Source organism: Sporosarcina sp. NCCP-2222, from assembly GCF_023168145.1.
Lineage (GTDB): Bacteria > Bacillota > Bacilli > Bacillales_A > Planococcaceae > Sporosarcina.
This window is the reverse complement of sequence record NZ_BQYK01000004.1, coordinates 330,456-351,849: the sequence shown is the minus strand read 5'-3', so window position 1 is coordinate 351,849 and position 21,394 is coordinate 330,456. Positions and strand designations below refer to the sequence as shown.

General features: G+C 45.4%; 25 protein-coding genes. 14 read left to right on the top strand and 11 right to left on the bottom strand.

All coding sequences use genetic code 11. The annotated features are described in order from the left end of the window. Positions 1–10: 10 nt before the first annotated feature. Both NCCP2222_RS11480 and NCCP2222_RS11475 read right to left on the bottom strand, forming a co-directional pair. A complete protein-coding gene (locus NCCP2222_RS11480) occupies positions 11–1,207 on the bottom strand; it encodes an alanyl-tRNA editing protein (protein WP_248512471.1) in 1,197 nt (398 codons plus the stop codon). A gap of 79 nt (positions 1,208–1,286) precedes the next feature. Next, positions 1,287–1,643: a hypothetical protein gene (locus tag NCCP2222_RS11475; RefSeq protein WP_248512470.1), complete on the bottom strand. Its 357-nt coding sequence runs from the start codon at positions 1,641–1,643 to the stop codon at positions 1,287–1,289. Positions 1,644–1,870: 227 nt separating this feature from the next. Between NCCP2222_RS11475 and NCCP2222_RS11470 the strand changes: the two genes are divergently transcribed. From NCCP2222_RS11470 to NCCP2222_RS11455, 4 genes are all read left to right on the top strand, one after another. Next, a complete protein-coding gene (locus NCCP2222_RS11470; protein WP_248512469.1) occupies positions 1,871–2,788 on the top strand; it encodes a carbohydrate kinase family protein in 918 nt (305 codons plus the stop codon). A 121-nt stretch (positions 2,789–2,909) separates the two neighbouring features. Beyond that, positions 2,910–3,110 (top strand): PLDc N-terminal domain-containing protein, encoded by a 201-nt coding sequence (locus tag NCCP2222_RS11465; RefSeq protein WP_238078975.1) that lies wholly within the window; start codon positions 2,910–2,912, stop codon positions 3,108–3,110. Continuing rightward, positions 3,107–4,003, top strand: a complete 897-nt coding sequence (locus tag NCCP2222_RS11460; protein WP_248512468.1) for an ABC transporter ATP-binding protein — start codon at positions 3,107–3,109, stop codon at positions 4,001–4,003. Before NCCP2222_RS11465 ends, NCCP2222_RS11460 begins: the two co-directional genes overlap by 4 nt. Beyond that, positions 4,003–4,785 carry an ABC transporter permease gene (locus tag NCCP2222_RS11455; protein WP_248512467.1) on the top strand — a complete coding sequence of 261 codons (783 nt, stop codon included), beginning with the start codon at positions 4,003–4,005 and terminating at the stop codon, positions 4,783–4,785. Before NCCP2222_RS11460 ends, NCCP2222_RS11455 begins: the two co-directional genes overlap by 1 nt. Before the next feature lie 57 nt (positions 4,786–4,842). On the opposite strand, the gene NCCP2222_RS11450 is transcribed toward NCCP2222_RS11455, so the two are convergent. Continuing rightward, positions 4,843–5,079, bottom strand: coding sequence for a hypothetical protein (locus NCCP2222_RS11450; RefSeq protein ID WP_184211789.1), 237 nt, complete (start codon positions 5,077–5,079; stop codon positions 4,843–4,845). 21 nt (positions 5,080–5,100) lie between these two features. Further along, positions 5,101–5,406, bottom strand: coding sequence for a DUF3243 domain-containing protein (locus NCCP2222_RS11445; protein ID WP_248512465.1), 306 nt, complete (start codon positions 5,404–5,406; stop codon positions 5,101–5,103). A 309-nt stretch (positions 5,407–5,715) separates the two neighbouring features. Here NCCP2222_RS11445 and NCCP2222_RS11440 point away from each other — a divergent pair, with 309 nt between their 5' ends. Beyond that, positions 5,716–6,135, top strand: a complete 420-nt coding sequence (locus NCCP2222_RS11440; RefSeq protein WP_248512463.1) for a general stress protein — start codon at positions 5,716–5,718, stop codon at positions 6,133–6,135. Between the two features lie 186 nt (positions 6,136–6,321). On the opposite strand, the gene NCCP2222_RS11435 is transcribed toward NCCP2222_RS11440, so the two are convergent. Continuing rightward, positions 6,322–6,516 carry a CsbD family protein gene (locus tag NCCP2222_RS11435; protein ID WP_248512462.1) on the bottom strand — a complete coding sequence of 65 codons (195 nt, stop codon included), beginning with the start codon at positions 6,514–6,516 and terminating at the stop codon, positions 6,322–6,324. Between the two features lie 208 nt (positions 6,517–6,724). Between NCCP2222_RS11435 and NCCP2222_RS11430 the strand changes: the two genes are divergently transcribed. Beyond that, complete coding sequence (locus NCCP2222_RS11430) at positions 6,725–7,117, top strand: hypothetical protein (RefSeq protein WP_248512461.1); 393 nt, start codon at positions 6,725–6,727, stop codon at positions 7,115–7,117. Between the two features lie 61 nt (positions 7,118–7,178). Here NCCP2222_RS11430 and NCCP2222_RS11425 read toward each other — a convergent pair whose 3' ends face one another. Together NCCP2222_RS11425 and NCCP2222_RS11420 are read right to left on the bottom strand one after the other, a co-directional pair. Further along, on the bottom strand, positions 7,179–7,988 hold the full coding sequence (locus NCCP2222_RS11425) for a flagellin N-terminal helical domain-containing protein (RefSeq protein ID WP_282570694.1): 810 nt from the start codon (positions 7,986–7,988) through the stop codon (positions 7,179–7,181). A 134-nt stretch (positions 7,989–8,122) separates the two neighbouring features. Then, complete coding sequence (locus NCCP2222_RS11420) at positions 8,123–9,124, bottom strand: PQQ-dependent sugar dehydrogenase (protein ID WP_248512460.1); 1,002 nt, start codon at positions 9,122–9,124, stop codon at positions 8,123–8,125. 183 nt (positions 9,125–9,307) lie between these two features. Here NCCP2222_RS11420 and NCCP2222_RS11415 point away from each other — a divergent pair, with 183 nt between their 5' ends. The 4 genes from NCCP2222_RS11415 to tatC are packed head-to-tail and all read left to right on the top strand — an operon-like array spanning position 9,308 to position 12,851. Next, the gene (locus tag NCCP2222_RS11415; RefSeq protein ID WP_248512459.1) at positions 9,308–10,060 is read left to right on the top strand and encodes a gluconate 2-dehydrogenase subunit 3 family protein; all 753 of its coding nucleotides are present in this window, start codon (positions 9,308–9,310) and stop codon (positions 10,058–10,060) included. A 14-nt stretch (positions 10,061–10,074) separates the two neighbouring features. Next, positions 10,075–11,787, top strand: coding sequence for a GMC family oxidoreductase (locus NCCP2222_RS11410; RefSeq protein ID WP_248512458.1), 1,713 nt, complete (start codon positions 10,075–10,077; stop codon positions 11,785–11,787). A gap of 19 nt (positions 11,788–11,806) precedes the next feature. Beyond that, positions 11,807–12,001: a twin-arginine translocase TatA/TatE family subunit gene (gene tatA / locus NCCP2222_RS11405; RefSeq protein WP_248512456.1), complete on the top strand. Its 195-nt coding sequence runs from the start codon at positions 11,807–11,809 to the stop codon at positions 11,999–12,001. Between the two features lie 13 nt (positions 12,002–12,014). Next, complete coding sequence (tatC, locus tag NCCP2222_RS11400) at positions 12,015–12,851, top strand: twin-arginine translocase subunit TatC (RefSeq protein WP_248512454.1); 837 nt, start codon at positions 12,015–12,017, stop codon at positions 12,849–12,851. 55 nt (positions 12,852–12,906) lie between these two features. On the opposite strand, the gene NCCP2222_RS20730 is transcribed toward tatC, so the two are convergent. After that, positions 12,907–13,038 (bottom strand): hypothetical protein, encoded by a 132-nt coding sequence (locus NCCP2222_RS20730; RefSeq protein ID WP_282570693.1) that lies wholly within the window; start codon positions 13,036–13,038, stop codon positions 12,907–12,909. A gap of 148 nt (positions 13,039–13,186) precedes the next feature. Here NCCP2222_RS20730 and NCCP2222_RS11395 point away from each other — a divergent pair, with 148 nt between their 5' ends. Together NCCP2222_RS11395 and NCCP2222_RS11390 are read left to right on the top strand one after the other, a co-directional pair. Continuing rightward, complete coding sequence (locus tag NCCP2222_RS11395) at positions 13,187–14,920, top strand: methyl-accepting chemotaxis protein (RefSeq protein ID WP_248512452.1); 1,734 nt, start codon at positions 13,187–13,189, stop codon at positions 14,918–14,920. A 64-nt stretch (positions 14,921–14,984) separates the two neighbouring features. Beyond that, positions 14,985–16,187, top strand: a complete 1,203-nt coding sequence (locus NCCP2222_RS11390; protein ID WP_248512450.1) for an MFS transporter — start codon at positions 14,985–14,987, stop codon at positions 16,185–16,187. 18 nt (positions 16,188–16,205) lie between these two features. Here the strand turns inward: NCCP2222_RS11390 and NCCP2222_RS11385 are convergent, their stop codons facing one another. Further along, positions 16,206–17,852, bottom strand: a complete 1,647-nt coding sequence (locus NCCP2222_RS11385; protein ID WP_248512449.1) for an SLC13 family permease — start codon at positions 17,850–17,852, stop codon at positions 16,206–16,208. Positions 17,853–18,969: 1,117 nt separating this feature from the next. Beyond that, positions 18,970–19,167, bottom strand: a complete 198-nt coding sequence (locus NCCP2222_RS11380; RefSeq protein ID WP_248512445.1) for a hypothetical protein — start codon at positions 19,165–19,167, stop codon at positions 18,970–18,972. A 141-nt stretch (positions 19,168–19,308) separates the two neighbouring features. Here NCCP2222_RS11380 and NCCP2222_RS11375 point away from each other — a divergent pair, with 141 nt between their 5' ends. Together NCCP2222_RS11375 and NCCP2222_RS11370 are read left to right on the top strand one after the other, a co-directional pair. Beyond that, on the top strand, positions 19,309–19,644 hold the full coding sequence (locus NCCP2222_RS11375) for a L,D-transpeptidase (protein ID WP_248512444.1): 336 nt from the start codon (positions 19,309–19,311) through the stop codon (positions 19,642–19,644). Between the two features lie 82 nt (positions 19,645–19,726). Next, positions 19,727–20,416, top strand: a complete 690-nt coding sequence (locus NCCP2222_RS11370) for an ArsR/SmtB family transcription factor (RefSeq protein ID WP_248512557.1) — start codon at positions 19,727–19,729, stop codon at positions 20,414–20,416. A 46-nt stretch (positions 20,417–20,462) separates the two neighbouring features. Here the strand turns inward: NCCP2222_RS11370 and NCCP2222_RS11365 are convergent, their stop codons facing one another. Beyond that, positions 20,463–21,353, bottom strand: coding sequence for a DMT family transporter (locus tag NCCP2222_RS11365; RefSeq protein WP_248512442.1), 891 nt, complete (start codon positions 21,351–21,353; stop codon positions 20,463–20,465). Positions 21,354–21,394 lie beyond the last annotated feature (41 nt).

Below are 21,394 nucleotides of genomic sequence, written 5' to 3'. Positions count from 1 at the left end.
TTTTAGGGATTTATTGCAAGATTGTCTTCTCCATAGCTTCAAGCAGTTCATCCGCCAGCATTGTGCGCTCGCCGCCGCCTTGGACGAATGCATCGTTGCCGCCCCCTTTTCCATTTAGGAGAGGAAGTACGCCGGAAGCGACTTGTTTCATGCTAGTCGAAACAGCCGCACCTCGTGCTGCAACGAATTGAAGCTTCGTATCATTTTTTGCCACGAGGAAAACAATTGCAGATTCATCTTCCTGGGCGATGAGCCGCGCCAGTTTTTGCAATTCCTGAACGGTCCGGTTAGTGAAAGCCGCCTTGATGACAGATGTCTCCTCTTTGGAATCCGCCAGCTCTTTCGCTTCGACAGCTAATAACGTCTCGTTCGCATCTTCCAATGATTTTTCGAGAATGTGATGGGAGGATTGCAGTTTTGCAATGGCTTCGCTGACACCATCCTCTGGGGCACTTAATAACTGGGATGCCTCCCGCAGCTCCGCATTTTTCTTATGAAGCTGTTTAAGCACCCGTCCGCCGCAAACGAAATGGACTCGGGTTTTCCGTTTTTGTTTTTCTGTGCCAAGAATCGAAATGAGACCGACTTCTCCTGTCGATTTCGGATGAGTTCCCCCACAGCCGTTATAATCAAAATCAGGGATGATGACGAGACGGATCTCATCGGTGACAGCCAGTTGTTTGCGCAAAGCGTATTGGTCCAGTTCTTCCTCCGTTACCCATTTCGTTTCGATCGGCCGGTTGTTTAGCAGGATGTCGTTGGCCAGCCGTTCTGCTGCACGCAATTGTTCCTCCGTTACCTCTTCAACATCCAGATCGATGCTGACAAGCTCTTTTCCTAGGTGGAAACTGACTGTAGGGAATCCGAACAATTCTACGAAGGAGGCGGTTAAAATATGCTGGCCCGCATGCTGTTGCATATGATCAAAGCGTCGCTCCCAATCGATAACCCCTTCCACCTGAACAGCTTCTTGAAGTGGTTCGGCCAGGTAATGACGGATCTCGCTGTCGACTTCTTCCACATCCACAACGGCTATCCTCTGGATTGAGCCCGTGTCATGAGGCTGCCCGCCGCCGGTCGGATAGAAGGCCGTATTGGAAAGGACGACATAAGGCCGGCCATTCTCGTCCTCCGCTTGCCGCAAAACTTCCGCTGTAAATTCCTTCTGATATGCGTCTTGGTAATAAAACCGTTCATGAAGTGCCATCTGACCACGCTTCTTTCCGTTATGTAATACAAATATTGTAACGCGGCAGAAGATGGAATCAAACTAAAAAACTCCCCGCTTATTTTAGCGAGAAGCTTCGTTCTGTCTTGAATGTAATAATCCAATCCAACATTTTTTCATACTGCTGGTGCCATAACTTCTTCATGGCGAGCGTTACGAATAAAAGAATGCCGATCAGGACGAGCGAGATAATGGTCGTCAGCTGGAAAAATAGGAGCGACTCTTCGAATCCGCCTGTTCCAAGAAAGATGGCAAGACTCGTAACGAATGTGAGAATAAAGACAGGAATCAATTGAAAAAATATATCGTAGTTCCTTTTTTGCAAGACTTTCATTAAGATGGGCGTAATAAATGCGATCAATGTGATGTACAACAGGATAATGAGCGTATCGAAAGCCGCGAGGATGATATCCATCGATTGTACCTCCTTGTCATGATGAAGTTCCCGCCAAGATAGCGGAATGCATAATACATATCAATCTATACCCTAACTGACTTGCAAGTATGCATAGACTCAAAAAAATAGTTATTTTAGTTTATTCAAAGGCGCGAAGAATGTCACAGCACTGGTATGGATTTCAGGTGATGAGTCAGGTACTTATTTTGTATAATGAAAATGAAAAGAAAGGGAGTTATTGTGGCATGAAACGAGTAGTAGTGTATGGTGATGCGTTCGTTGATTATGTAGCAGATGACGCAACAAATCGAACCTTTACGACGCATGTGGGCGGAACGACTGTCAACGTGGCAGTTGGAATATCAAGGCTCGGCGTTCCGGCATCTTATATAACGGTGACTGGGGATGATGATACCTCATCCGATGTCAGGAAGAAGATAGAAGAAGAAGGCGTCGACTTGTCTTTCGCTAAACGGGTTCCGGACAAGCGGGTAAGTGGTGTGATTGTTCATTTAACAGAAGGATTTGAGCGGATTTTCCATTCGTATATCGATGAGACGCCTGATATTCAAGTGCAGCCGGAAGACTTGCAGGAAGAGATATTTGATCAGGCGTCTATCTTTCACTTTGCATCGGGCACCATGTTTCATCCTACAGCGCTCCGAACGTCTCGGGAAGCCGTCAAGATGGCAAAGCAAAGAGGGCTTTTCCTTTCCTTTGATGCCAATATCCGGCTGAAGCGCTGGAAAAGCGAGATGGAGTGCAGGGAGACAATTACTTCTTTCCTCCCGGATGTGGATTTGTTGAAAGTGACAGAAGAGGAACTGTCCTTTTTAACAGGTTCCCATACAGTGGAGGGCGGAATCCGGCGGCTTTCCGGTTATGAAATTCCTGTTATTCTCGTCACAGCAGGCGAACGGGGCACGATCGGTGTCATCGACGGTGAACAGCATCGCGTTGGCGTAGAACCTGTCAAAGTTGTGGATACGACAGGAGCGGGAGATGCATTTATGGCAGGCATCCTTCGCGAACTCTATACAAAAGGGATACCGGAAGATCCAAAGGGATGGATAGAATTCATTCGCTTCGCCAATCGAATGGGGGCATTGGCAACGACAAAGCAAGGGGCATTGACCGCTTTGCCGAGATTACATGAACTTTAAGAAGCAGGAGAGAGACGGATTGTCGTCACTCTCTTTTTTATTTTTTTATTTTGTTATATACAGAATAGAACAGTCGTATTATACTTAAGACAATACAGAATAGAGGAAAGGTTGTGAGGGAATGGCTGAATTGGCTAATATCCCGTGGAATCTCATCTTGCCGATACTTGGCTTGCAGTTGATTCTAATGATTGTTGCGTTAATTGACCTAATCCGGAACCAACGGACGAACGGGCCGTTTATCATGTGGATTTTCATCATCCTCCTGCTGAATCTTGTCGGTCCTATTCTATATTTCATATTCGGGAGGCGACAAGCATGAATGTCCTGTTAGAAGCAACGGGTTTATCGAAACGGTATGGTGAGCAAAAGGCGGTCGATGCTGTCAGTTTTACATTGGATGCCTTTACGGCGACAGCGTTGATTGGGCCGAATGGAGCCGGCAAGACGACAACGCTGTCGATGCTGGCGGGCTTAGTCACGCAGACGGAAGGAAGCATTTCATTCGAAGGATCAGCGGATCAGGAAATTCGTTCCCACATTGGTTTCCTCCCGCAATATCCAAAGTTTTTCCCCTGGTTATCAGCAATTGAATTTACCGAAATGGCGGCCAAGCTCAGTGGTTTAGGAGCGCGAGAAGCCCGGGCTGAGGCACAAAAAACGCTTGAGTTCGTTGGTCTTGGGAAGGCATTGAATAAGCGGACGGGTACCTTTTCCGGTGGGATGAAACAGCGGCTTGGCTTGGCGCAAGCCATCGTTCACAAACCAAAACTCCTGTTGCTGGATGAGCCAGTTTCCGCCCTTGATCCGGTAGGGAGACGGCAAATCATGAATTTATTGAAGGAATTGCAGCATCAGACGACCATCCTTTATTCCACTCATATTCTGAACGATGCGGAAGAAATGACGGATCAGCTCCTGTTCATGCAGCATGGAAAGTTGATTGAGCAAGGTTCTCTCAATGAGTTTAGGCAGCGTTATGCGGAACCAAAAATCCGTATTGAATTTGAAGGGGCGGAGGAAACGCAGCGCTTTGAGCAGGCATCTCCGTGGAAAGTGGAGCTGGCAGGTGCGATTGGCTGGATTGATCTGACTGGGAAGCAAGTCTCAATGTCGGACGTGCTGGCGTTACTGAGCAGCGGGCGTTATGGCGTTCGCAAGGTGGAGAAACAGTCCGCGAGCCTGGAAGAAATCTTTATGAAGGTGGTGCAATAATGAAGGGATTTAGTGTGTTGCTTCATAAAGAATGGCGCGAACAGGTCCGGAATTTTAAGTTGCTTTGGATTCCTCTCGTCTTCATCATCTTCGGAATTATAGAGCCGGTGACCAATCATTTCTTGCCTCAAATCATGAAAAGTGTTGGGAATATGCCGGACGGAATGGATTTTCCATGGCCGGAATTCGCGCCAAAAGAGATCCTCGTCTCCCTAATGGGACAATATCAGTCAATCGGATTGTTGATCATCGTGCTTGCATTCATGGGGGCGATTTCGAGTGAACGGAAAAACGGAACAGCGACGTTGTTATATGTACGGCCTATTTCATATGCAAGCTATTTTCTAAGCAAATGGACGATGATCAATATCCTCGTGTTGGCCAGTGTTTGGGTCGGCTTTTTAGCAGGGTGGTATTATACGGCCCAATTATTCGGTTCCATACCTGCCGCGGACGTATTCGCCTTTCTCGCCGCCTACAGTTTATGGATCATCTTCGTCGTGTCAATCGTGTTAGCCCTCAGCGCTTGGCTGCCGACGGGCGGAGTGGCGGCACTTGGCTTATTCTTGACATTGATCATGGCGATATTAGACTCCGTCATCGGTGCCTACTGGACGGTGACGCCTTGGAAGATTTCTACGTATGCCTCTTATATCTTGATGGGAAGCATGGATTACCCGACATTTTGGAAGGCGGCGGGACTGACAGTGTTCTTGATCATTTTGCTCGTCCTATTCGGCTCCTACATGTCCGGGCGGAATGCGGCCAAGACAACAGTATAAAGAATAGAAAAGAGCGACGGAATGGGATATCCGCCGCTCTTTCTTATGTTAGTTGTATTATCCAGGAAATTTTTCTTCAGTAGAGGAATCACTTTTTGTCTTATGGTGATTCTCCTGCTTTTCTTCGTTCCATTCCATTTTGGCATCTTCGAGAGGGACTGTGTCGACCGTCTGCATATCTTCATGCATATCGTAAATACTTTCCTTGTCCGTCTTCATGTTTTCCGGATTGTCCATATACGGTCCTTCCGCATCCTTCCGGTCGTGCTCCGTAAAAACTCTCTTTCGATTCATGAAAACCACATCCTTTCGATGTTATGCTTGGCGAACTAATTTTAACAGCATATGCGCAAGCGCATGTTGCTCTTCCTTATCGCCGGCATTCCATAATTCCTGCAAAAGATACTGCTCACGGTTACGCGGTTCTTCGTGCTTGGATAAATAATTGGCTACAAATTCTGTCGTCTTGGCAAGCTGTTCCTCGTTCAAGCCTAAGCTCTCGCCTTTGCTTACTTTATCCGACAGATACATTTTAAAGCGATTGAAGTTTTCCAGAATATCTTCTTTCTTCTCCGCGTCCATTTGATTCAATTCCTTAGCCACACGATCTTTCGCGTCCATCTATCCACACTCCTCTTAGGTGATACTCCAAGTATTGACCTTTCAGATCATGTCTAAACATTTAATTTCGACTTGCTTTGCCAAGAGTAGAGGAATCGAATGGAACGATGGAGGACAGAAGCGAGTGGCTGGAATCCGCGATGCGATGGAAGCGGTTGCTGTGAAATACGATCGGTTTAGACACAGAAATGAGCGGTAACCAGGATATACGAGAGGTACGAAAACTTCATTTCAACGGGACGAAATGCCGGTGTGTGAATTCCATTTTACTGGGGTACAGTGAATAAAAAGGAAAAGGAGAGTGTCAGGATGGAAATGAAATATGTCGGGACATTTCATTCGGTTGATGTCGCTTTAGATAAGATCACCCAGCTCAAGTCGGAAGGCTATGAGGAATCTGCTATTCATGTAGTCGCCCAAAGGGAGGATGAGCTAGAGCGGTTGCGTAGTCAGTCCTATGTGAGGGTGATTAGCCAAGAAAATAATCAATTGTTAAGCAACTCTGGGATAGAAGATGCAAAAAAAGTGAGTGCGCGAGTGGAGGAAGACATCCGAAATGGCGGTATTGCCCTATTCATAGACAGCGATCCATTAGCGAAAGTCCAAATGGAACACGACAGCCAGGCGGCATTGTCTGAGAGCGGTGAGTCGTTGCAAAACGATGCGGATTATCAGCCAAGAAACGATAATGAAGGAACCGTACCGAGGCTTAATACAGAGGGATTGTAAAAAAGCCGCATTCTTATGGCTAGTATCGTGTAAATTGGCAATGGCACCGGAACTTCTACTGCGTAAATACAGCCGCCTTGGCTTCGAACGGCTATCTTGCCGAGGGAAGTCTTGGCGGCTGATCTATTAAAGTGGCCAAAGCCAATTTGTGTTGTTTATCAATAGGTGCCTTACAGCAGCCTGTTGTTACCATTTATCATCATTGTTTGCACGGTCTTTCATGTTGCCGACCTGCTTTTGCACTTCGCCTTTCATCTTATCCAATTTTCCTTCTGCTTGGAGCATCGGATCATCCGAAGCATTACCGACCTGGTCCTTCACTTCGCCTTTCGCTTTGCTGACAGCGCCTTTCATCTTATCTGAAAATCCATTGTCTTTCATAAGCAATCCCTCCATTTTTTGTGGTTATTACTATATACCCTTCATCAAATATGTTTAAACGAGATGAAAAAAGGGTAAAATTTATAATTACTATCATTTTTTTAGGTACAATTAACTGGTTAACTTTGGTAAAATGCATCTAAATCATCTATCTAAATTATCGGTACATTCGTATAATGAACGTAATCAATAATTCGGGGGTGACGGAATGATTCGGAAAGGACGCTTTGCCATTTGGAATGGAAAAGAATATGCACTCGTATCCTATCAACGACAGTATTATTTGCAGACTGAGGAAGTTGCTGAGGAAAGTAATGGGTTTGAACGGATGAACGGAAAAGAGCATGTACTAATTCGTTCTGTATCGTTGAAAGAGTTGCAAGAGGCCTATGAGGTAATTCCGTATACAATGCTCGAAGGGTATCGCTTTGCAGTGGAAGGAATTAACCATGCGAATGGAAAGGTCGCGCTCGTGACAAATAATCCATTTGTACAAGGAAAAGTCGACGTTCAGCCATATGGCAGCCTGGAGTATATTATCGAGATGCCGGTCGATCAAGTGGACGTTTTAGAAGAACGTTTTCCGCTTTACGGAATGTAATGCGTAAAAATACAAAAGATCAACGTGCTGTCAAACAAGGACAACCTGTTGATCTTTTTTCTTATGTCTTTAAAAGTTGAAGAACCGATTGGGCTTGCTGCATATGAAGGGATAATACATATTGTCCCGCCTGGAGCAGAATATTCGCTTTCGTCAGAGCCATCATTTCTTTTGCGATATCCACGTCCCGTATGCGTGATTCGGCGGCTGTCAAATTCTCCTCCATGGTCATAGCATTGTTGTATGCATGCTCCAGCCGGTTCGCGTAGGCTCCCAGTTTAGAACGCTCGGAGGATACATTGTCAATGGCTTTATCCAGCTTGGAAATGGCGTTATTTGCTCCTTCTTGGGTAGCAATGGAGACATCGTCCAAGCCCAAATTATTTAAATTCCCAATTTCCAAATCGATCGTTTGCCCCGCATTCGCCCCTACCTGAATTTTGATGGATTTTTGGCTGCCATCCAATAAAGGCTTCGTATTAAACTCCGATTGCGTTGCCTGTCGTGTAATTTCATCTTTCAACTGCTGGAACTCCTGATTGAGCAGCTCGCGGTCTTTGTCAGATAATGTCCCATTTGATGCCTGCACACTTAATTCACGCATCCTTTGTAAGACGGCATGCGTTTCATTCAATACGCCTTCCGCGGTTTGCACCATGGAAATGCCGTCTTGGATATTCCGTTGTGCTACTTGAAGACCTCGTATCTGGGCTCTCATTCTTTCAGAAATGGCAAGTCCAGCCGGATCATCTGCAGCCCGGTTGATCCGTTTTCCTGTTGAAAGCCGTTCCATGGATAACATCACTTGATTATTATGCATCGACATGTTGCGGATGATGTTCAACCCGGTGGCATTCCATTTACCCAGCAATTCGCTCCCCCTCCTTTACTTTACTATCGTCCATCTGGAAGATTTGTGAACTTGTTTCCAGTAAATTTTACTGATTTCTCCAAAAGCGCCGAGATTGCACTCGCCGATTATTTTCCGGTTACCTATGGCGGGATTTAATCTGGCTTAAATCTGTACAGCTTGTCATCATCCTGCTTCGGATTTCCTCTCCCATCCGTGTTGTTTGTAATGAAATATAGATATTCCCCGTCCGAATATATATCACGGATTCGACCATATCCTTCGATGGAATGAACAATTTCTTCTTTTTCCAGATCAATAACAAGAATTTTTTCTCCGCGCAAGGTGGCCACGTATAAAAGATTTTGGTGAAACGTCATACCGGACGGAGCCCATGTCTCATCGCTCCCTGAAGTAAGCAGCGGCGGCTGCAAGCCTGTAGCTGTTTCTGCTCCCTCGATAAGCGGCCACCCATAGTTGAATCCTTCTTGAATCAGATTAATTTCATCATTTGCCGATGGTCCATGTTCTGACGAATATAGTGTCCCTTTCTTATCCCATGCAAGTCCTTGAGGATTCCGGTGTCCTAACGAGAAAATTCGAAATGAGCCGTCCGGCTGCCGTTCTAAAATTTTTCCATTATATGCCGAAGGATGTTGTGCTGTTTCAGGTTTTGCCCCGTCCCCTACAGTCGCGAACAGGATACCGTCTGGAGAGATGGCAAGACGGCCGCCGTGATGAACCGGGCCAGATTCAATGCCATCAAGCAATACGTCTTGCTCGTTCCACATGGCTCCATCGTAGGAAAGAGTAACGATTCTGCTGCTAGGCGCCCCATCCAGATCGGCCGTGTAAAAGGCGTATGCCAAATGGGACGATTCAAAATCAGGTGACAGGATGAAGCCTAACAAACCTGCTTCTGCAACGGTAGACAATGGTTTGGATAACCTTACTGCTTCTCTTTTGGTGCTCCCATCCTTATCAACACTTGTAATGGTTCCTGCTCGTTCACTTATGAATATCTTATTGCCGTCAGATGTAATAGACCATGGGGCCTCCAAGCCAGTCGCTACAATCTCTGCTTGGTTTTCTTCAGAAAAATCTTGACTACAGCCGAATAATAAGAAAACGAGAAAAAGGTTGTGTAAGCGTTTCAATTGTATCGCCTCCATGCATTGGTAACTCTATCGTAACTATTTTAGCTGCCTAAACAAAACAATAATGACGAAACGTTCCATTAATTTTGGTAAAAAGATGTTTTCTCTGTATGAAAAGAGGAGAGTCACGGACATGCTGATAGGTAGTTACGTAATTTGAAACATAATAAAGGAGGAAATAGCATGGCAGAAGAACAGAAAGGGTTATCCAGGCGTGATTTCCTGAAAACAACGGGTATTGCGACCGGCGCCTTGGTTGGCGGAGGAATTATTGGCGGATTAGTTGGATATAACGTCAAAAAAGAAGATAAAGCATTGCAAGGAACGGAACAAGGCGGTACCCATACAGATGCGACCAGCGTACGCGGTTTAATGTTTTTCAGGAATCCGCATGATTTCCAAGTGCTGTCGCAGGCTGTCGAAAGAATTTTCCCTGAAGATGATTTAGGTCCAGGTGCTATTAAGCTTGGGGTTGCTTACTTTATTGACAATCAATTGGCAGGGAACTACGGCAGTAATGCCAGAGAGTATATGCAAGGACCATTTTTTGCGGGAGAAGTGACACAGGGCTATCAAAGCCGTTTAACCCGAGCAGAAATTTTCTCGCAAGGGATTGCAAAAATGGATGAAGAAGCGAATAAACGCTTCCAAAAGAGCTTTGTCGATCTAGATGGAGGACAGATGGATGAAATCATCACGGCCTTCCAGAAAAATGAAGTGGAAATGAAAGGGGTATCCTCTGAGTTCTTCTTCCGGCTTCTACGACAGGCCACATTGGAGGGAGCCTATGCCGACCCGATCTATAACGGCAACAACAATATGGATGGGTGGCGGATGAAAGGATTCCCGGGCCATCAGATGGCGTATATCAATGTCATAGAAGAAGAGAAGTTTCAAAAGATCGAACCAAAATCGATTAGCAGTATGCAACATTAAGGGAGAGAAGAACAATGGCAATTACGATGGATAAAGTAGACGTGGTAGTAATTGGAGTCGGTTGGACAGGCGGCATCATTGCGGCAGAATGCGCAAAGGCAGGCTTGAAAGTGCGAGGGCTGGAGAGGGGCGGTGCCAGAAGCACTGCTGACTACGTTATGGTCCATGATGAATATCGTTATGCGATTCGCTATGAACTTATGCAGGACCTTTCTAGGGAGACGATCACCTTCCGCAATAATCGTAAAATGAGGGCGCTGCCGATGCGCCAGATGGGTTCATTCCTGCTCGGCGAAGGACTTGGCGGTTCGGGTACGCACTGGAACGGCATGACCTATCGTTTCCTGCCGTACGATTTTCAAATTAAAACGATGACAGATAAAAAGTACGGTAAAAATAAACTGCCAGCCGAATACCTGATCCAGGATTGGGGCATTACGTACGAGGAACTGGAACCCTACTTTACGAAGTTCGACAAGACTATTGGACTTTCCGGTGAAGACAAAAATCCGTTTTGGGGCAAACGATCTGAAGAATTCCCGACGCCTCCAATGAAACGGACCCCGATTTTAAAAAAATTCGAGGATGCCACGACATCTCTTGGTTATCATCCATACATGGTTCCGTCGGCTAACTTGTCTCAGCCATACGAAAATCCAGATGGTGAGTCAATTGGCGCTTGTCAGTACTGCGGTTTTTGTGAAAGATTCGGCTGTGAATATGGAGCCAAATCATCGCCGGAAGTGACAGTCGTACCAACTGCGATGAAAACAAATAACTTCGAACTGACCGTCCATGCTAATGTTGTTGAAATCATGAAGTCTGGCAATAAAGTGACGGGCGTCCGTTATATCGACACACAATCCGGGGCGGAATATATCCAGCCTGCTGAAATGGTCATTTTAACAAGTTATGTATTAAATAATGCGAAGCTGCTTATGGTATCTAAAATTGGAGAACAGTATAATCCGGACACAGGACGAGGGACATTGGGCAAAAACTATGGCTATCAAATTGAACCGGGTACTACTGGATTCTTTGAAGAGCCGATGAATGTATTCATGGGAGCAGGAGCTCTTGGGATGACAATCGATGATTTCAATGGCGACAGTTTCGACCATTCAGATGTCGATTTTATTCATGGTGCCAGCATTACATTATCCCAGACTGGGGTACGGCCGATCCAGACAAACCCGGTTCCGCCGGATGTGCCGGTATGGGGCGCGGAATTTAAAAAGGAATCGATTCTTAATTATCCGAGAACACTATCGGTATATGGGCAAGGTGCTTCTATGCCGCATCGGGAAAATTTCTTATCGCTTGATCCTGATTATCGGGATGCATATGGCTTACCGCTACTACAGATGACGTATAACTTCACCGATCAGGATCGCAATCTGCATAAGTACATCACAGACCGCACGGCAGAGATCATGAAGGAGATGGGTGCCAAAACGGTAGTGCCTGGAGGCCCGATCAGTGATTATGACATTGTGCCGTATCAATCTACGCATAATACAGGCGGAACGACGATGGGCGATGACCCTGCAACAAGTGTTGTCAATAATTACTTGCAACATTGGGATGCGGAGAATTTATTTGTAGTAGGAGCCGGAAATTTCGCACACAATGGAGGGTATAACCCGACGGCCACAGTCGGAGCGCTTGCGTATCGCGCGGCGGAAGGCATCATCAAGTACAGCAAAAGCGGAGGTTCACTAGTGTGAATAAAAGGAGGATGACAGCATGAGTTTAGCAAGCATCGGCGTTCCGGGGTTAATAATCATCCTAGTCATTGTGCTAATTTTGTTCGGTCCTCGGAAATTGCCTGAGGTCGGATCCGCAGTCGGAAAAACGTTGGCTGAATTTAAAAAATCAGCCAGGGATATTTTAGATGAAGAGGATAAACCGGACACCCCTAAGAAAAAAGATCCTTCATGAGCAGGTGAATGGAATGGATCCTTACGAGCATCATCATCGCAAAATCTTAAGTCCATTAGATAAAAAACAGGAAACGCCAAGAGAGCAGGTCGAAGAATTGGTGGAAAAGCTGCCTAATTCGAAAGAGAAAAAGGAACCGAATCCGTCGCTTGTTGATCATCTTACTGATTTACGAAAGCAGCTCATCAAGAGTGCATTTGTATTCCTCTTTTTCTTTATCGTCGTTTTCTCAACAATTAATTTCTGGTTTCCGTTTGTGACGAGGGGACATGAATTGATCGTTCTTGGTCCGCTAGAAGTGGTGACATTTTATATGTCCATTTCGACGGCATTGGCTTTCGGTTTATCGTTGCCTTTCCTCTGCCATTTTCTTTGGCAATTTGTGAAGCCAGGTTTGCTTGAAAGGGAGAGCCAGTTCCTCAGTCTCTATTCCCCTGTGATGTTCCTTTTGTTTATCGGGGGTCTTTCTTTCGGCTATTTTATCGTCAACCCGCTTAGTTATGAGTTTTTAGTCTCAATCGGTAAAGTGAATTTTTCAGTATTAATTTCCGCACAGGAATACGTAAGATTTCTTCTCATGACAACGATGCCGGTCGGACTTCTTTTCGAATTGCCCATTGTTGCGATGTTTCTTTCGGCAATTGGCCTGTTGACTGCAGATGCAATGAAAAAAATCCGCAAATGGTCGTATGTGGTGCTGGCGGTTGTCTCGGCTCTCATCACGCCACCTGATTTTGTAAGTCAATTGATTGTCCTCATTCCGATGATTTTATTGTATGAGGCGAGCATCTTCATTGTCATGCAAGGGGAACGGCGGGCAAAGAAGATGGAAGAAGTGAGCGTGGATTAACAAAGCGAAAAAATCGGAGTCCTAATTAGGACCCCGATTTTTCATTTTACGGACGTTAGCTGTTTTTCATCATGCCCATTGCGCCCGTAAGCGATCCAAATTGTTTCATTAGCTTGTCACGGGCTTCTTTATTACGCATTAAATACGCAGCACCCAATCCTATAGCGGCTATGGCCATTTTGTTCATGGGACATACACCCTTTCGCTTCATGATTTTTTGAATCGCCTTATATTCACCGGAATTATATAAATTATACATGATCAGTAAGAAAATTAATCAAATAGTCTTATAAAATGTCATTTACCTCCGATGTATATAGTAAGGAGGGTTTATTATGAAGACTTCAATTCGTATAAAATTAATAGTCATTACGTTGGCTCTTTTGATTTTACCGAGTGTGACTATAGGCATATCAGGTTACTGGACAGCCAAAACCAACTTGGATGAGCTTGGATCTACAGGACTTGAAAATAATGTAATGTCGGCTCTCGATTTGATTGCCAGGCTGAATGAACAAGTCGAAAACGGTTCCATGACGCTTGAGGAAGCGCAAAACAAGGCGAAGGAGACATTGATCGGTCCTCTACAAGCTGATGGAACGCGCTCTATAGAGAATAAGGTGGATATGGGTAAGTATGGGTACTACTTCGTTTTGGATAAGGAAGGAAACGCACTTGTCCACCCGACGATGGAAGGGAAAAACTTATATGATTCCCAATCGAACGATGGGCGTTATACAACACGTGAAATGCTCAAAGCCGCGGAGGATGGAGGCGGTTTTGTCACATTCGATTTCAAAGTGCCCGGTGAAGAAAGGGTAGCGCCGAAAATCGTTTACGCCGAAACGGATCCTGCATGGGGATGGATTGTTATTTCAGGTACATACTTGAGTGACTTCAATAGCGGCGCGAATGATTTGCTAATTACGTTGGCAATAGTATTGGCCGTTTCAATCATTTTAGGTACAGTTCTTATTATTTGGTTCTCCGGCCATTTATCTAAGCCGATCCGGATGGTGACGGAACAGGTCGGCAAGGTGGCGGATGGCGACTTGTCGTCTGAGCAAATGGTAATTAAAAATAAAGATGAAATTGGTGAACTGGCTCGTTATGTGAACCGGATGTCAGGAAATCTGAAGCAGATGATTGAGCAAGTATCGACGGCATCCATGCAAGTGGCTGCAACATCAGAGGAACTATCCGCGAGCAGCGAGCAGACAAGCCGCTCCGTTGAGCAGGTCTCAGGAGCCATTCAGGATTTGGCCTACGGGACGGATGCCCAAATGGAAAAAATGGAACAATCCAACGAGGCAATCCATCAAATGACCGATGAAATGAAAGAGCTGTCGGCGGCCATGGGGAAAGCGAATGAGACGTCCAAGAAAACAGCGGATATAGCGGGTAATGGCGGGGAAGTCATCTCCCGAACCATTAACCATATGCAGACCATTCAACAGGAAACAGCATCCACGGCTGACTTGATTAACGAGCTTGGCAATAAATCCTTAGAGATAACTAAGATTCTCTCTATGATTACCGATGTTGCCGAACAGACAAACTTACTTGCTCTCAATGCAGCAATCGAAGCAGCACGGGCGGGAGAACACGGCAGAGGCTTTGCAGTAGTGGCGGACGAAGTAAAAAAATTGGCGGAGCAGTCCGCAAATTCAGCGAGCCAGGTCGGCCATCTCATTGAAGCGATTCAACAGGACATCGACCAATCGGTCATTGCGATTAACCGAGGACATTCTTCTGTAAATGAGGGAATTGACTTGGTCAACGGAGCGGGGGATGCTTTCCGCAACATTTCTACAGGTGTCGAAGAGGTGCTTATGCAAATGGAGGACGTATCCAAGTCATTGCATACGAATGTCCAAGAATTTGAAAATGTATCCATTTCAATAAAGGAAGCTTCCAAGATTTCAGTTGACTCGGCGGCCCATACACAAAATATTGCTGCCGCGGCAGAAGAGCAAACGGCTTCCATGGAGGAAATCGCAGCTGCCTCCGACACACTGGCGAAGATGGCAGAAGAACTCCAAGAATCGGTCCGGGCGTTTCGGTTATAAAAACAAAATTGGACATCATCCTCTCATTACCTATTATAATAGGTGCATGAGGGGGTGTTTTTTTATGGAAAAACTGAAAGGGTATACGGCTCGGGATACTGCGTTTTGGAGAATTATCTTGGGCACCGGAATGTCCTCGGTCTTCATCTTCGCAGCGATGTATGCCATGCAGCCTCTTCTCCCCGTTTTTACAGAGGAATTTTCTATTTCCGTTTCCTATGCAAGTATGGCGATGTCCGCCACGACAATCGGTTTAATTCTCGGCCTGGTCGTATTAGGTTTCATGTCAGACCGGAGGGGCCGAAGTATATTTGTAAAGTTATCCTTATTATGTTCTGTTCTTCCGTTTTTAATTATCCCGTCGGTAGACGCATTCTGGCTGATCGTCGTATTGCGATTTATCCAAGGATTTGCATTGGCAGGCGTACCGGCAGCGGCGCTCGCTTACATTAGCGAAGAGGTGGACAGACGGTATGCCAATTTGGCGACCGCTTTATATATTTCTTGCAACAGCCTCGGCGGAATGATTGGCCGCTTCCTGACTGGCTATATGGCGGAACAGGTTTCCTGGCAGTTTTCTTTATATATTTTGGCCGCTTTCGGAGCAGTGCTTTTTGGCTTCATCTGTTTCTTGTTGCCGAAATCGAAAAACTTTACATCGAGTACCGTCCGTTTTGCCGAAGACTTAGAGGGATTCTTCTTTCATTTGAAAAATCCTTCGCTGCTACTCGTTTTCGGTTTAGGAGTGGTGTTGCAATTATCGTTTACCGGTATCTGGACGTATGCGCCATTTCATTTAATGGCCCCTCCGTTTTCACTGTCACTTGAAACAATCTCTTATTTGTATCTTGTCTATAGTTTCGGTGTAGTAGGCGGTCCGATTGGCGGCTGGCTTTCTGGAAGATTCGGTTTGCGCAGTGTCCGCCTTGTCGCAATCCTTATATTTTCGATTGGAATTTTGTTGACGCTGACATCCGCCACATGGCTGCTAGTCGTCGGTTTCTGTTTGATCTGTCTCGGATTTTTCACGGCCCATTCCTTGACGGCCGCCTCAGTCAGCAAGGAGGCAACCCATCATAAAGGCAGTGCTTCCAGTCTTTACTTAGTCTCTTATTATATTGGCGTGACACTCGGAAGCACGCTGCTCAGTCCATGGTGGGGCGCGTTTGGCTGGAGTGGCCTCGTCGCATTGACCGCTATTTTGCCGGTTCTCTATGTGGTTTTTATTCAAAGCCGTCAAGGCAAACAAAAAGGAAGCGCAGTCTAATGACCGCACTTCCTTCTTTTATTTAAATGAATCCGGAATGGACGTTAGGTCAATTCCCCATACGAGCGGCAACAGAACATAAATGGCTACCGTCACGAGAATGATGCCAATGATATTGAGCGCAAATCCTGCTTTCGCCATATCCGGAATCCGCAAGTAGCCAGAGCCGAAAACAACAGCGTTTGGCGGTGTGGCGACCGGAAGCATGAAGGCGCAAGAAGCGGCAACACCTGCGGCAATCATTAATGCGTAAGGATGGAAACCGAGAGCAACTGCAAGCGAAGCCATGATCGGATACATCATGGAGGCGGTTGCCGTATTTGACGTAATCTCAGTCAGGAAAATGACTAGCGTTGTAACGATTATGATGACAACCAGTATATTAACACCTTGCAACCCTGACAACTGAGAACCAATCCATACAGACAGTTCGGAACTGACGAAGCCCGCCGCAATGGCCAGCCCGCCTCCGAATAAAAGCAGGATGCCCCACGGCAATTTCACGGCCGTATTCCAGTCCAGCAGATGATCCCCTTTTTTCTTGACGGAGGGGATAATGAATAAGAGGATGGCAAAGGTCATAGCGATGACGCCGTCTGAAACGCCAGGGATTACCTTTGCAATCAGGAAAGTCCGAGTGATCCATGACAAAGCTGCTAAAACAAAAATAATGAAGACCAGAACTTCCTCGACGGAAGCGCTTCCAAGTTTACTTCTTTCTGAGTTGATAACAGCCCTGCCTCCAGGGAGTGTCTTCAGTTTGGAAGGATACGCAAATTTAACGAGATAAAACCAAGCAATCAAAATGAAAGTCCAAGCGAGAGGGACACCAAACAACATCCATTTCGCAAATGAGAGCTCAATGCCGTACATTTTATCAATTGCTCCTGCGAGCAACGTATTAGGTGGTGTTCCGATTAAGGTGGCGATACCACCAAGTGAAGCTGAATAGGCAATGCCGAGCATGAGCGCTTTCCCAAAGCCAAAATTCTCTTTGGAGGTATCAATGGACGGATCATCCTTTAAGGCATCCGAGACTTGATAAATAATCGCAAGTCCAATCGGCACCATCATCATGGCTGTCGCCGTATTGGAAATCCACATCGATAAGAAACCGGTTGCTACCATGAACCCGAGCACAATGCGGTCCATATTTGTACCGATTAGAGAAATGATCGTCAAGGCAATTCTGCGGTGCAAATTCCATTTCTCCATCGCCAACGCGATCATGAAACCTCCCATGAAAAGGAAGATAGTTTCATCCCCATAAGCGGAAGCAGTCGGCTTCACTTCCATGCCACCCGATAAAGGAAAGAGCACAAGCGGCAATAAAGAAGTAACCGGAATCGGAATCGCTTCCGTAATCCACCATGTGGCGATCCAAAGGGTACTCGCTAAAATAGCCACTCCTTCTGGAGAAAGGTCCGCCGGATGAAAAAAGAAAAGCGTTAGGAAAAATAAAAGCGGTCCTAAAATAAGTCCAATTAATTGAGCGGGTGAATAACTCCGAGGCTCACGTCCCCCACCCTCATTATTAACTCCGACCGGCTGCCCACCACCGCCACCCGAAGCCATTTCCGAGCTGTTCGGATGAAAGAAGAATCGGAAAAGATCCTTCACCTGATCGTGCATATCCCACATGCGCTGCCAAGCAGTCGAAAACATCATGTTCTCCTCCTTCAAAAAAGTAATGGCTCCTTTCCAAATAAATGGAGCCTTGGTGATTTCTATGAGTATACTAATAAACGAATAATTAGACAAGTTAGATAGGAGAATCTGTGGAAAATTGTCGCTTCTTATAGAATGGTCGATACTTTGTGATTTGGGCTCGTTAGGGGGTTCGACGAGAGGTGACTGACAGAAGAAGAGTAGGGATTTGGCGTGTGATAAGATGATTTTGGAGCCAGTCCTGCAGTATTTGGGCACTCGGATAATCTGGCGTTCAAATCGTTATACTGGCGTTCATTCGGATAATCTGGCGTTCAAATCGTTATACTGGCGTTCGTTCGGATAATCTGGCGTTCAAATCGTTATACTGGCGTTCATTCGGATAATCTGGCGTACAGCTCGTTATACTGGCGTTCGTTTGGATAATCTGGCGTACAGCTCGTTATACTGGCGTTCGTTTGGATAATCTGGCGTACAGCTCGTTACTGGCGTTCGTTTGGATAATCTGGCGTACAGCTCGTTATCCTGGCGTTCGTTTGGATAATCTGGCGTTCAGATCATTATTCTGGCGTTCGTACGGATAATCTGGCGTACAGCTCGTTATACTGGCGTTCGTACGGATAATCTGGCGTACAGCTCGTTATCCTGGCGTTCGTTCGGATAATCTGGCGTTCAAGCCATTATACTGACGTTATCCCGGTTTAATGGCAATCAGGCTACTAGCATTCATCCATGATTGGCTCAAGTCAGAAATGATTTGGCGCTCCACACATGGGATTTGGCGAATTATCGATTTATATGGCGCGTCTCGCACATGATTTGGCGCAAATCAGGAGTAATTTGGCGCCCCTTGCTTAGGATTTGGCGAATTATCAATTTATTTGGCGCCATCCACGATGATTTGGCGTGGTCCAGCAATTATTTGGCACGTCTCGTACATGATCTGAATGCAGTTGGCAACAAGTTTGCGTGGAATCAAACGTAATCACCAGTCCGATCTTTTACCAGATAAAAGTCTTTAATTATTCCATTCTATGTGCGGAAGCATCAGAGCATACATAAAAATAAAAAAGGGTTAGTCTCTAGGACTAACCCTAATCTCACGATGTTGCGGTCAGCCCAGCAGATTGCCGAGCAACCCTTTGCGGCGACCGGTATTTTGTGTTTTTGCTGTTGTACTCGATTTCTCGCCTCGCATTGGTGTGGAACCGAATAAGTCAAATTGGTTTGAAAGTTTCTCCCGGGCATCTTTATTTCGCATGAGGTACGCAGCCCCTAGTCCGAGTGCAGCGAGTGCCATTTTCTTTTTCATGAAATGCTCCTCCTTATCGAAATTCAATTTTGTTCTGCTTTTTGTTTTCCCGATTTATAGATGCCTAAACTCGCATACCCTTCGCCCTTTCATAAAGATATTCATATACTGGAAGAACGATAAGGGAAAGGGGACAGGAGCTTGTATCGAATAGAAGTATCCGTGTCTAAGAGGCAATTAAGACTCTATGAAAATGATCGGCTTGTTAAAACATATCCGGTGGCTATCGGAAAAATGGTAACCGCTACTCCGATTGGGACGTATAAAATTATTAATAAACAATGGAATCCCGGTGGGCCCTTCGGAGCGTTCTGGATGGGGTTGTCACGGCCCCATTATGGAATTCACGGGACCAACAATCCATCCTCCATTGGAAAAGCTGTGTCTCATGGCTGTATCCGGATGTATAACAAAGATGTGCTCGAATTAGCAGCCATGGTGCCGGTGGGAACGTTGGTAAAAATACAAGAGAAGTAAGTAACCACAGTTGAACTCCTTCTTGTTCGTCATCCACACTTCAACTATAATCGAAGTGTTGAATGAAGAAAGGTTGATTGAAATGAGTATCAATGCAAATGTGGCTCAAGTTGTCTCTCTTCTTGGAGAAGCCTCTCGCGCATCTATTTTAACGAGTTTAATGGATGGTCGTTTTCACACAGCCACTGAATTAGCTTATATGGCAGGGATCAAACCCCAAACAGCCAGCTTTCACTTATCGAAATTGGTTGAAGGGAATCTTGTGAAGGCGGAGAAACAGGGGCGGCATCGTTATTTTCAACTGGCTAACATGGAAGTTGCCGCCCTTTTAGAATCGTTGCTGGCCATCTCGCCTCCACCTGAAATTCGTTCGTTAAAACAGTCAAATCAATTAAAGCTGCTTCAAGACGCGAGAACCTGTTATGATCATTTAGCTGGAAAATTGGGCGTGGGATTGACGGAATCCATGGTTTCTGCAGGTTATTTGGAGAAAGAAGAGAAAGAGTTTAGAGTGACTCTATTGGGAAACCAATTTCTTGCAGACTTTGGTGTGGATTTGGATGTATTGAAAAAGAAACGGCGTTCGTTTTCTCATGCTTGCATTGATTGGAGCGAGCGACATCATCATCTTGGTGGCTCTTTGGGCAATGGACTGATGGTTAGATTTTTGGAATTAGGGTGGATTACGCAAGCCCCTGCGATTCGTGCTGTTAACATAACAGAAACAGGAAAAAAGGGATTTAAACAATTCTTTGATTACCCAAACGAATAAACACGAAAGAAGCCGTTCCCATAAAGAAGGCTTCTTTTTTCGTCATTTAACTTTTATTTACTATCCCTTGATATTCACGTTTCGTCTGGAAAGTTCGATTGACAAGATAAATGCCGACTATGATAAACAGGCCACCCGCTAGGAGTGAAGGGTATAAACGTTCACCCAGTAAAAACCAACCGGATATGACGCCGAAGAAAGGAGCTAGAAACAAGTAGGCGCTTGTTTTTCCGGGATCACTCGTTGACAACAAATAATACCACACAGCAAATTGCAAGATAGATGACATGATACTTAACCATAACAAGAGGAGGATGGAATGAGCATTCAAATGGAAAAATGGTTGCTCAAATAGAAAACTGCCAACTAAAAGCAGCACACCACCGAACAGCATTTGATAAGCGGATAAGACCCACGTATCGAAAACGTCACCCCACTGTTTCACTAATAATGTCGCTAATGCCCAAAATACAGCTGAAAGAAAACCGAAGACTATTCCAACCTCAAATTTAATTTGGGCTCCCATGGTGATGATGACACCTATCATCCCTAGAAGAACGCCAATCCACTGATAAAATTTGTAGCGCGTTTTAAAAAATAGGGTGCCGAACACTACAACAAGTAATGGATTGGTGAATGTAAGAATGGAAGATTCACTTGCTGAGATGGTGCGCAAACTTAGGAAGATGCATCCCATTACGCCTGCTGTTTGAAGTGAACCAATACAGAACAATTTGAGCCAGTTTATTCCGGATGTTGGATGGGGCCTCTTCAACTTTATCACTATTGCACCCATGAGGATCCCGGCCAGTATAAAGCGGAGTGCTGCCAGCAGCAATGGTGAGGAGTAAGGCAATCCTAATTTAACGACAGCAAAAGAAGAACCCATTAAAAAGGTTGTAAAAATAGTTAGCACTGTAAATTTGATTGTTTTCATTCGTTCGTCTCCCAACAATTTTTTGATGAATCATCTTTTTA

Coding starts and splice junctions, on each gene's coding strand:
- NCCP2222_RS11460 (WP_248512468.1), top strand. CDS start 3,107: ATGAATGTCCTGTTAGAAGCAACGGGTTTATCGAAACGGTATGGTGAG.
- NCCP2222_RS11475 (WP_248512470.1), bottom strand. CDS start 1,643: ATGGATATCATCCTCGCGGCTTTCGATACGCTCATTATCCTGTTGTAC.
- NCCP2222_RS11470 (WP_248512469.1), top strand. CDS start 1,871: ATGAAACGAGTAGTAGTGTATGGTGATGCGTTCGTTGATTATGTAGCA.
- NCCP2222_RS11410 (WP_248512458.1), top strand. CDS start 10,075: ATGGCAATTACGATGGATAAAGTAGACGTGGTAGTAATTGGAGTCGGT.
- NCCP2222_RS11430 (WP_248512461.1), top strand. CDS start 6,725: ATGATTCGGAAAGGACGCTTTGCCATTTGGAATGGAAAAGAATATGCA.
- NCCP2222_RS11465 (WP_238078975.1), top strand. CDS start 2,910: ATGGCTGAATTGGCTAATATCCCGTGGAATCTCATCTTGCCGATACTT.
- NCCP2222_RS11445 (WP_248512465.1), bottom strand. CDS start 5,406: ATGGACGCGAAAGATCGTGTGGCTAAGGAATTGAATCAAATGGACGCG.
- NCCP2222_RS11480 (WP_248512471.1), bottom strand. CDS start 1,207: ATGGCACTTCATGAACGGTTTTATTACCAAGACGCATATCAGAAGGAA.
- NCCP2222_RS11455 (WP_248512467.1), top strand. CDS start 4,003: ATGAAGGGATTTAGTGTGTTGCTTCATAAAGAATGGCGCGAACAGGTC.
- NCCP2222_RS11365 (WP_248512442.1), bottom strand. CDS start 21,353: ATGAAAACAATCAAATTTACAGTGCTAACTATTTTTACAACCTTTTTA.
- NCCP2222_RS11395 (WP_248512452.1), top strand. CDS start 13,187: ATGAAGACTTCAATTCGTATAAAATTAATAGTCATTACGTTGGCTCTT.
- tatC (WP_248512454.1), top strand. CDS start 12,015: ATGGATCCTTACGAGCATCATCATCGCAAAATCTTAAGTCCATTAGAT.
- tatA (WP_248512456.1), top strand. CDS start 11,807: ATGAGTTTAGCAAGCATCGGCGTTCCGGGGTTAATAATCATCCTAGTC.
- NCCP2222_RS11450 (WP_184211789.1), bottom strand. CDS start 5,079: ATGAATCGAAAGAGAGTTTTTACGGAGCACGACCGGAAGGATGCGGAA.
- NCCP2222_RS11415 (WP_248512459.1), top strand. CDS start 9,308: ATGGCAGAAGAACAGAAAGGGTTATCCAGGCGTGATTTCCTGAAAACA.
- NCCP2222_RS11370 (WP_248512557.1), top strand. CDS start 19,727: ATGAGTATCAATGCAAATGTGGCTCAAGTTGTCTCTCTTCTTGGAGAA.
- NCCP2222_RS20730 (WP_282570693.1), bottom strand. CDS start 13,038: ATGAACAAAATGGCCATAGCCGCTATAGGATTGGGTGCTGCGTATTTA.
- NCCP2222_RS11380 (WP_248512445.1), bottom strand. CDS start 19,167: ATGAAAAAGAAAATGGCACTCGCTGCACTCGGACTAGGGGCTGCGTAC.
- NCCP2222_RS11435 (WP_248512462.1), bottom strand. CDS start 6,516: ATGAAAGACAATGGATTTTCAGATAAGATGAAAGGCGCTGTCAGCAAA.
- NCCP2222_RS11385 (WP_248512449.1), bottom strand. CDS start 17,852: ATGTTTTCGACTGCTTGGCAGCGCATGTGGGATATGCACGATCAGGTG.
- NCCP2222_RS11390 (WP_248512450.1), top strand. CDS start 14,985: ATGGAAAAACTGAAAGGGTATACGGCTCGGGATACTGCGTTTTGGAGA.
- NCCP2222_RS11440 (WP_248512463.1), top strand. CDS start 5,716: ATGGAAATGAAATATGTCGGGACATTTCATTCGGTTGATGTCGCTTTA.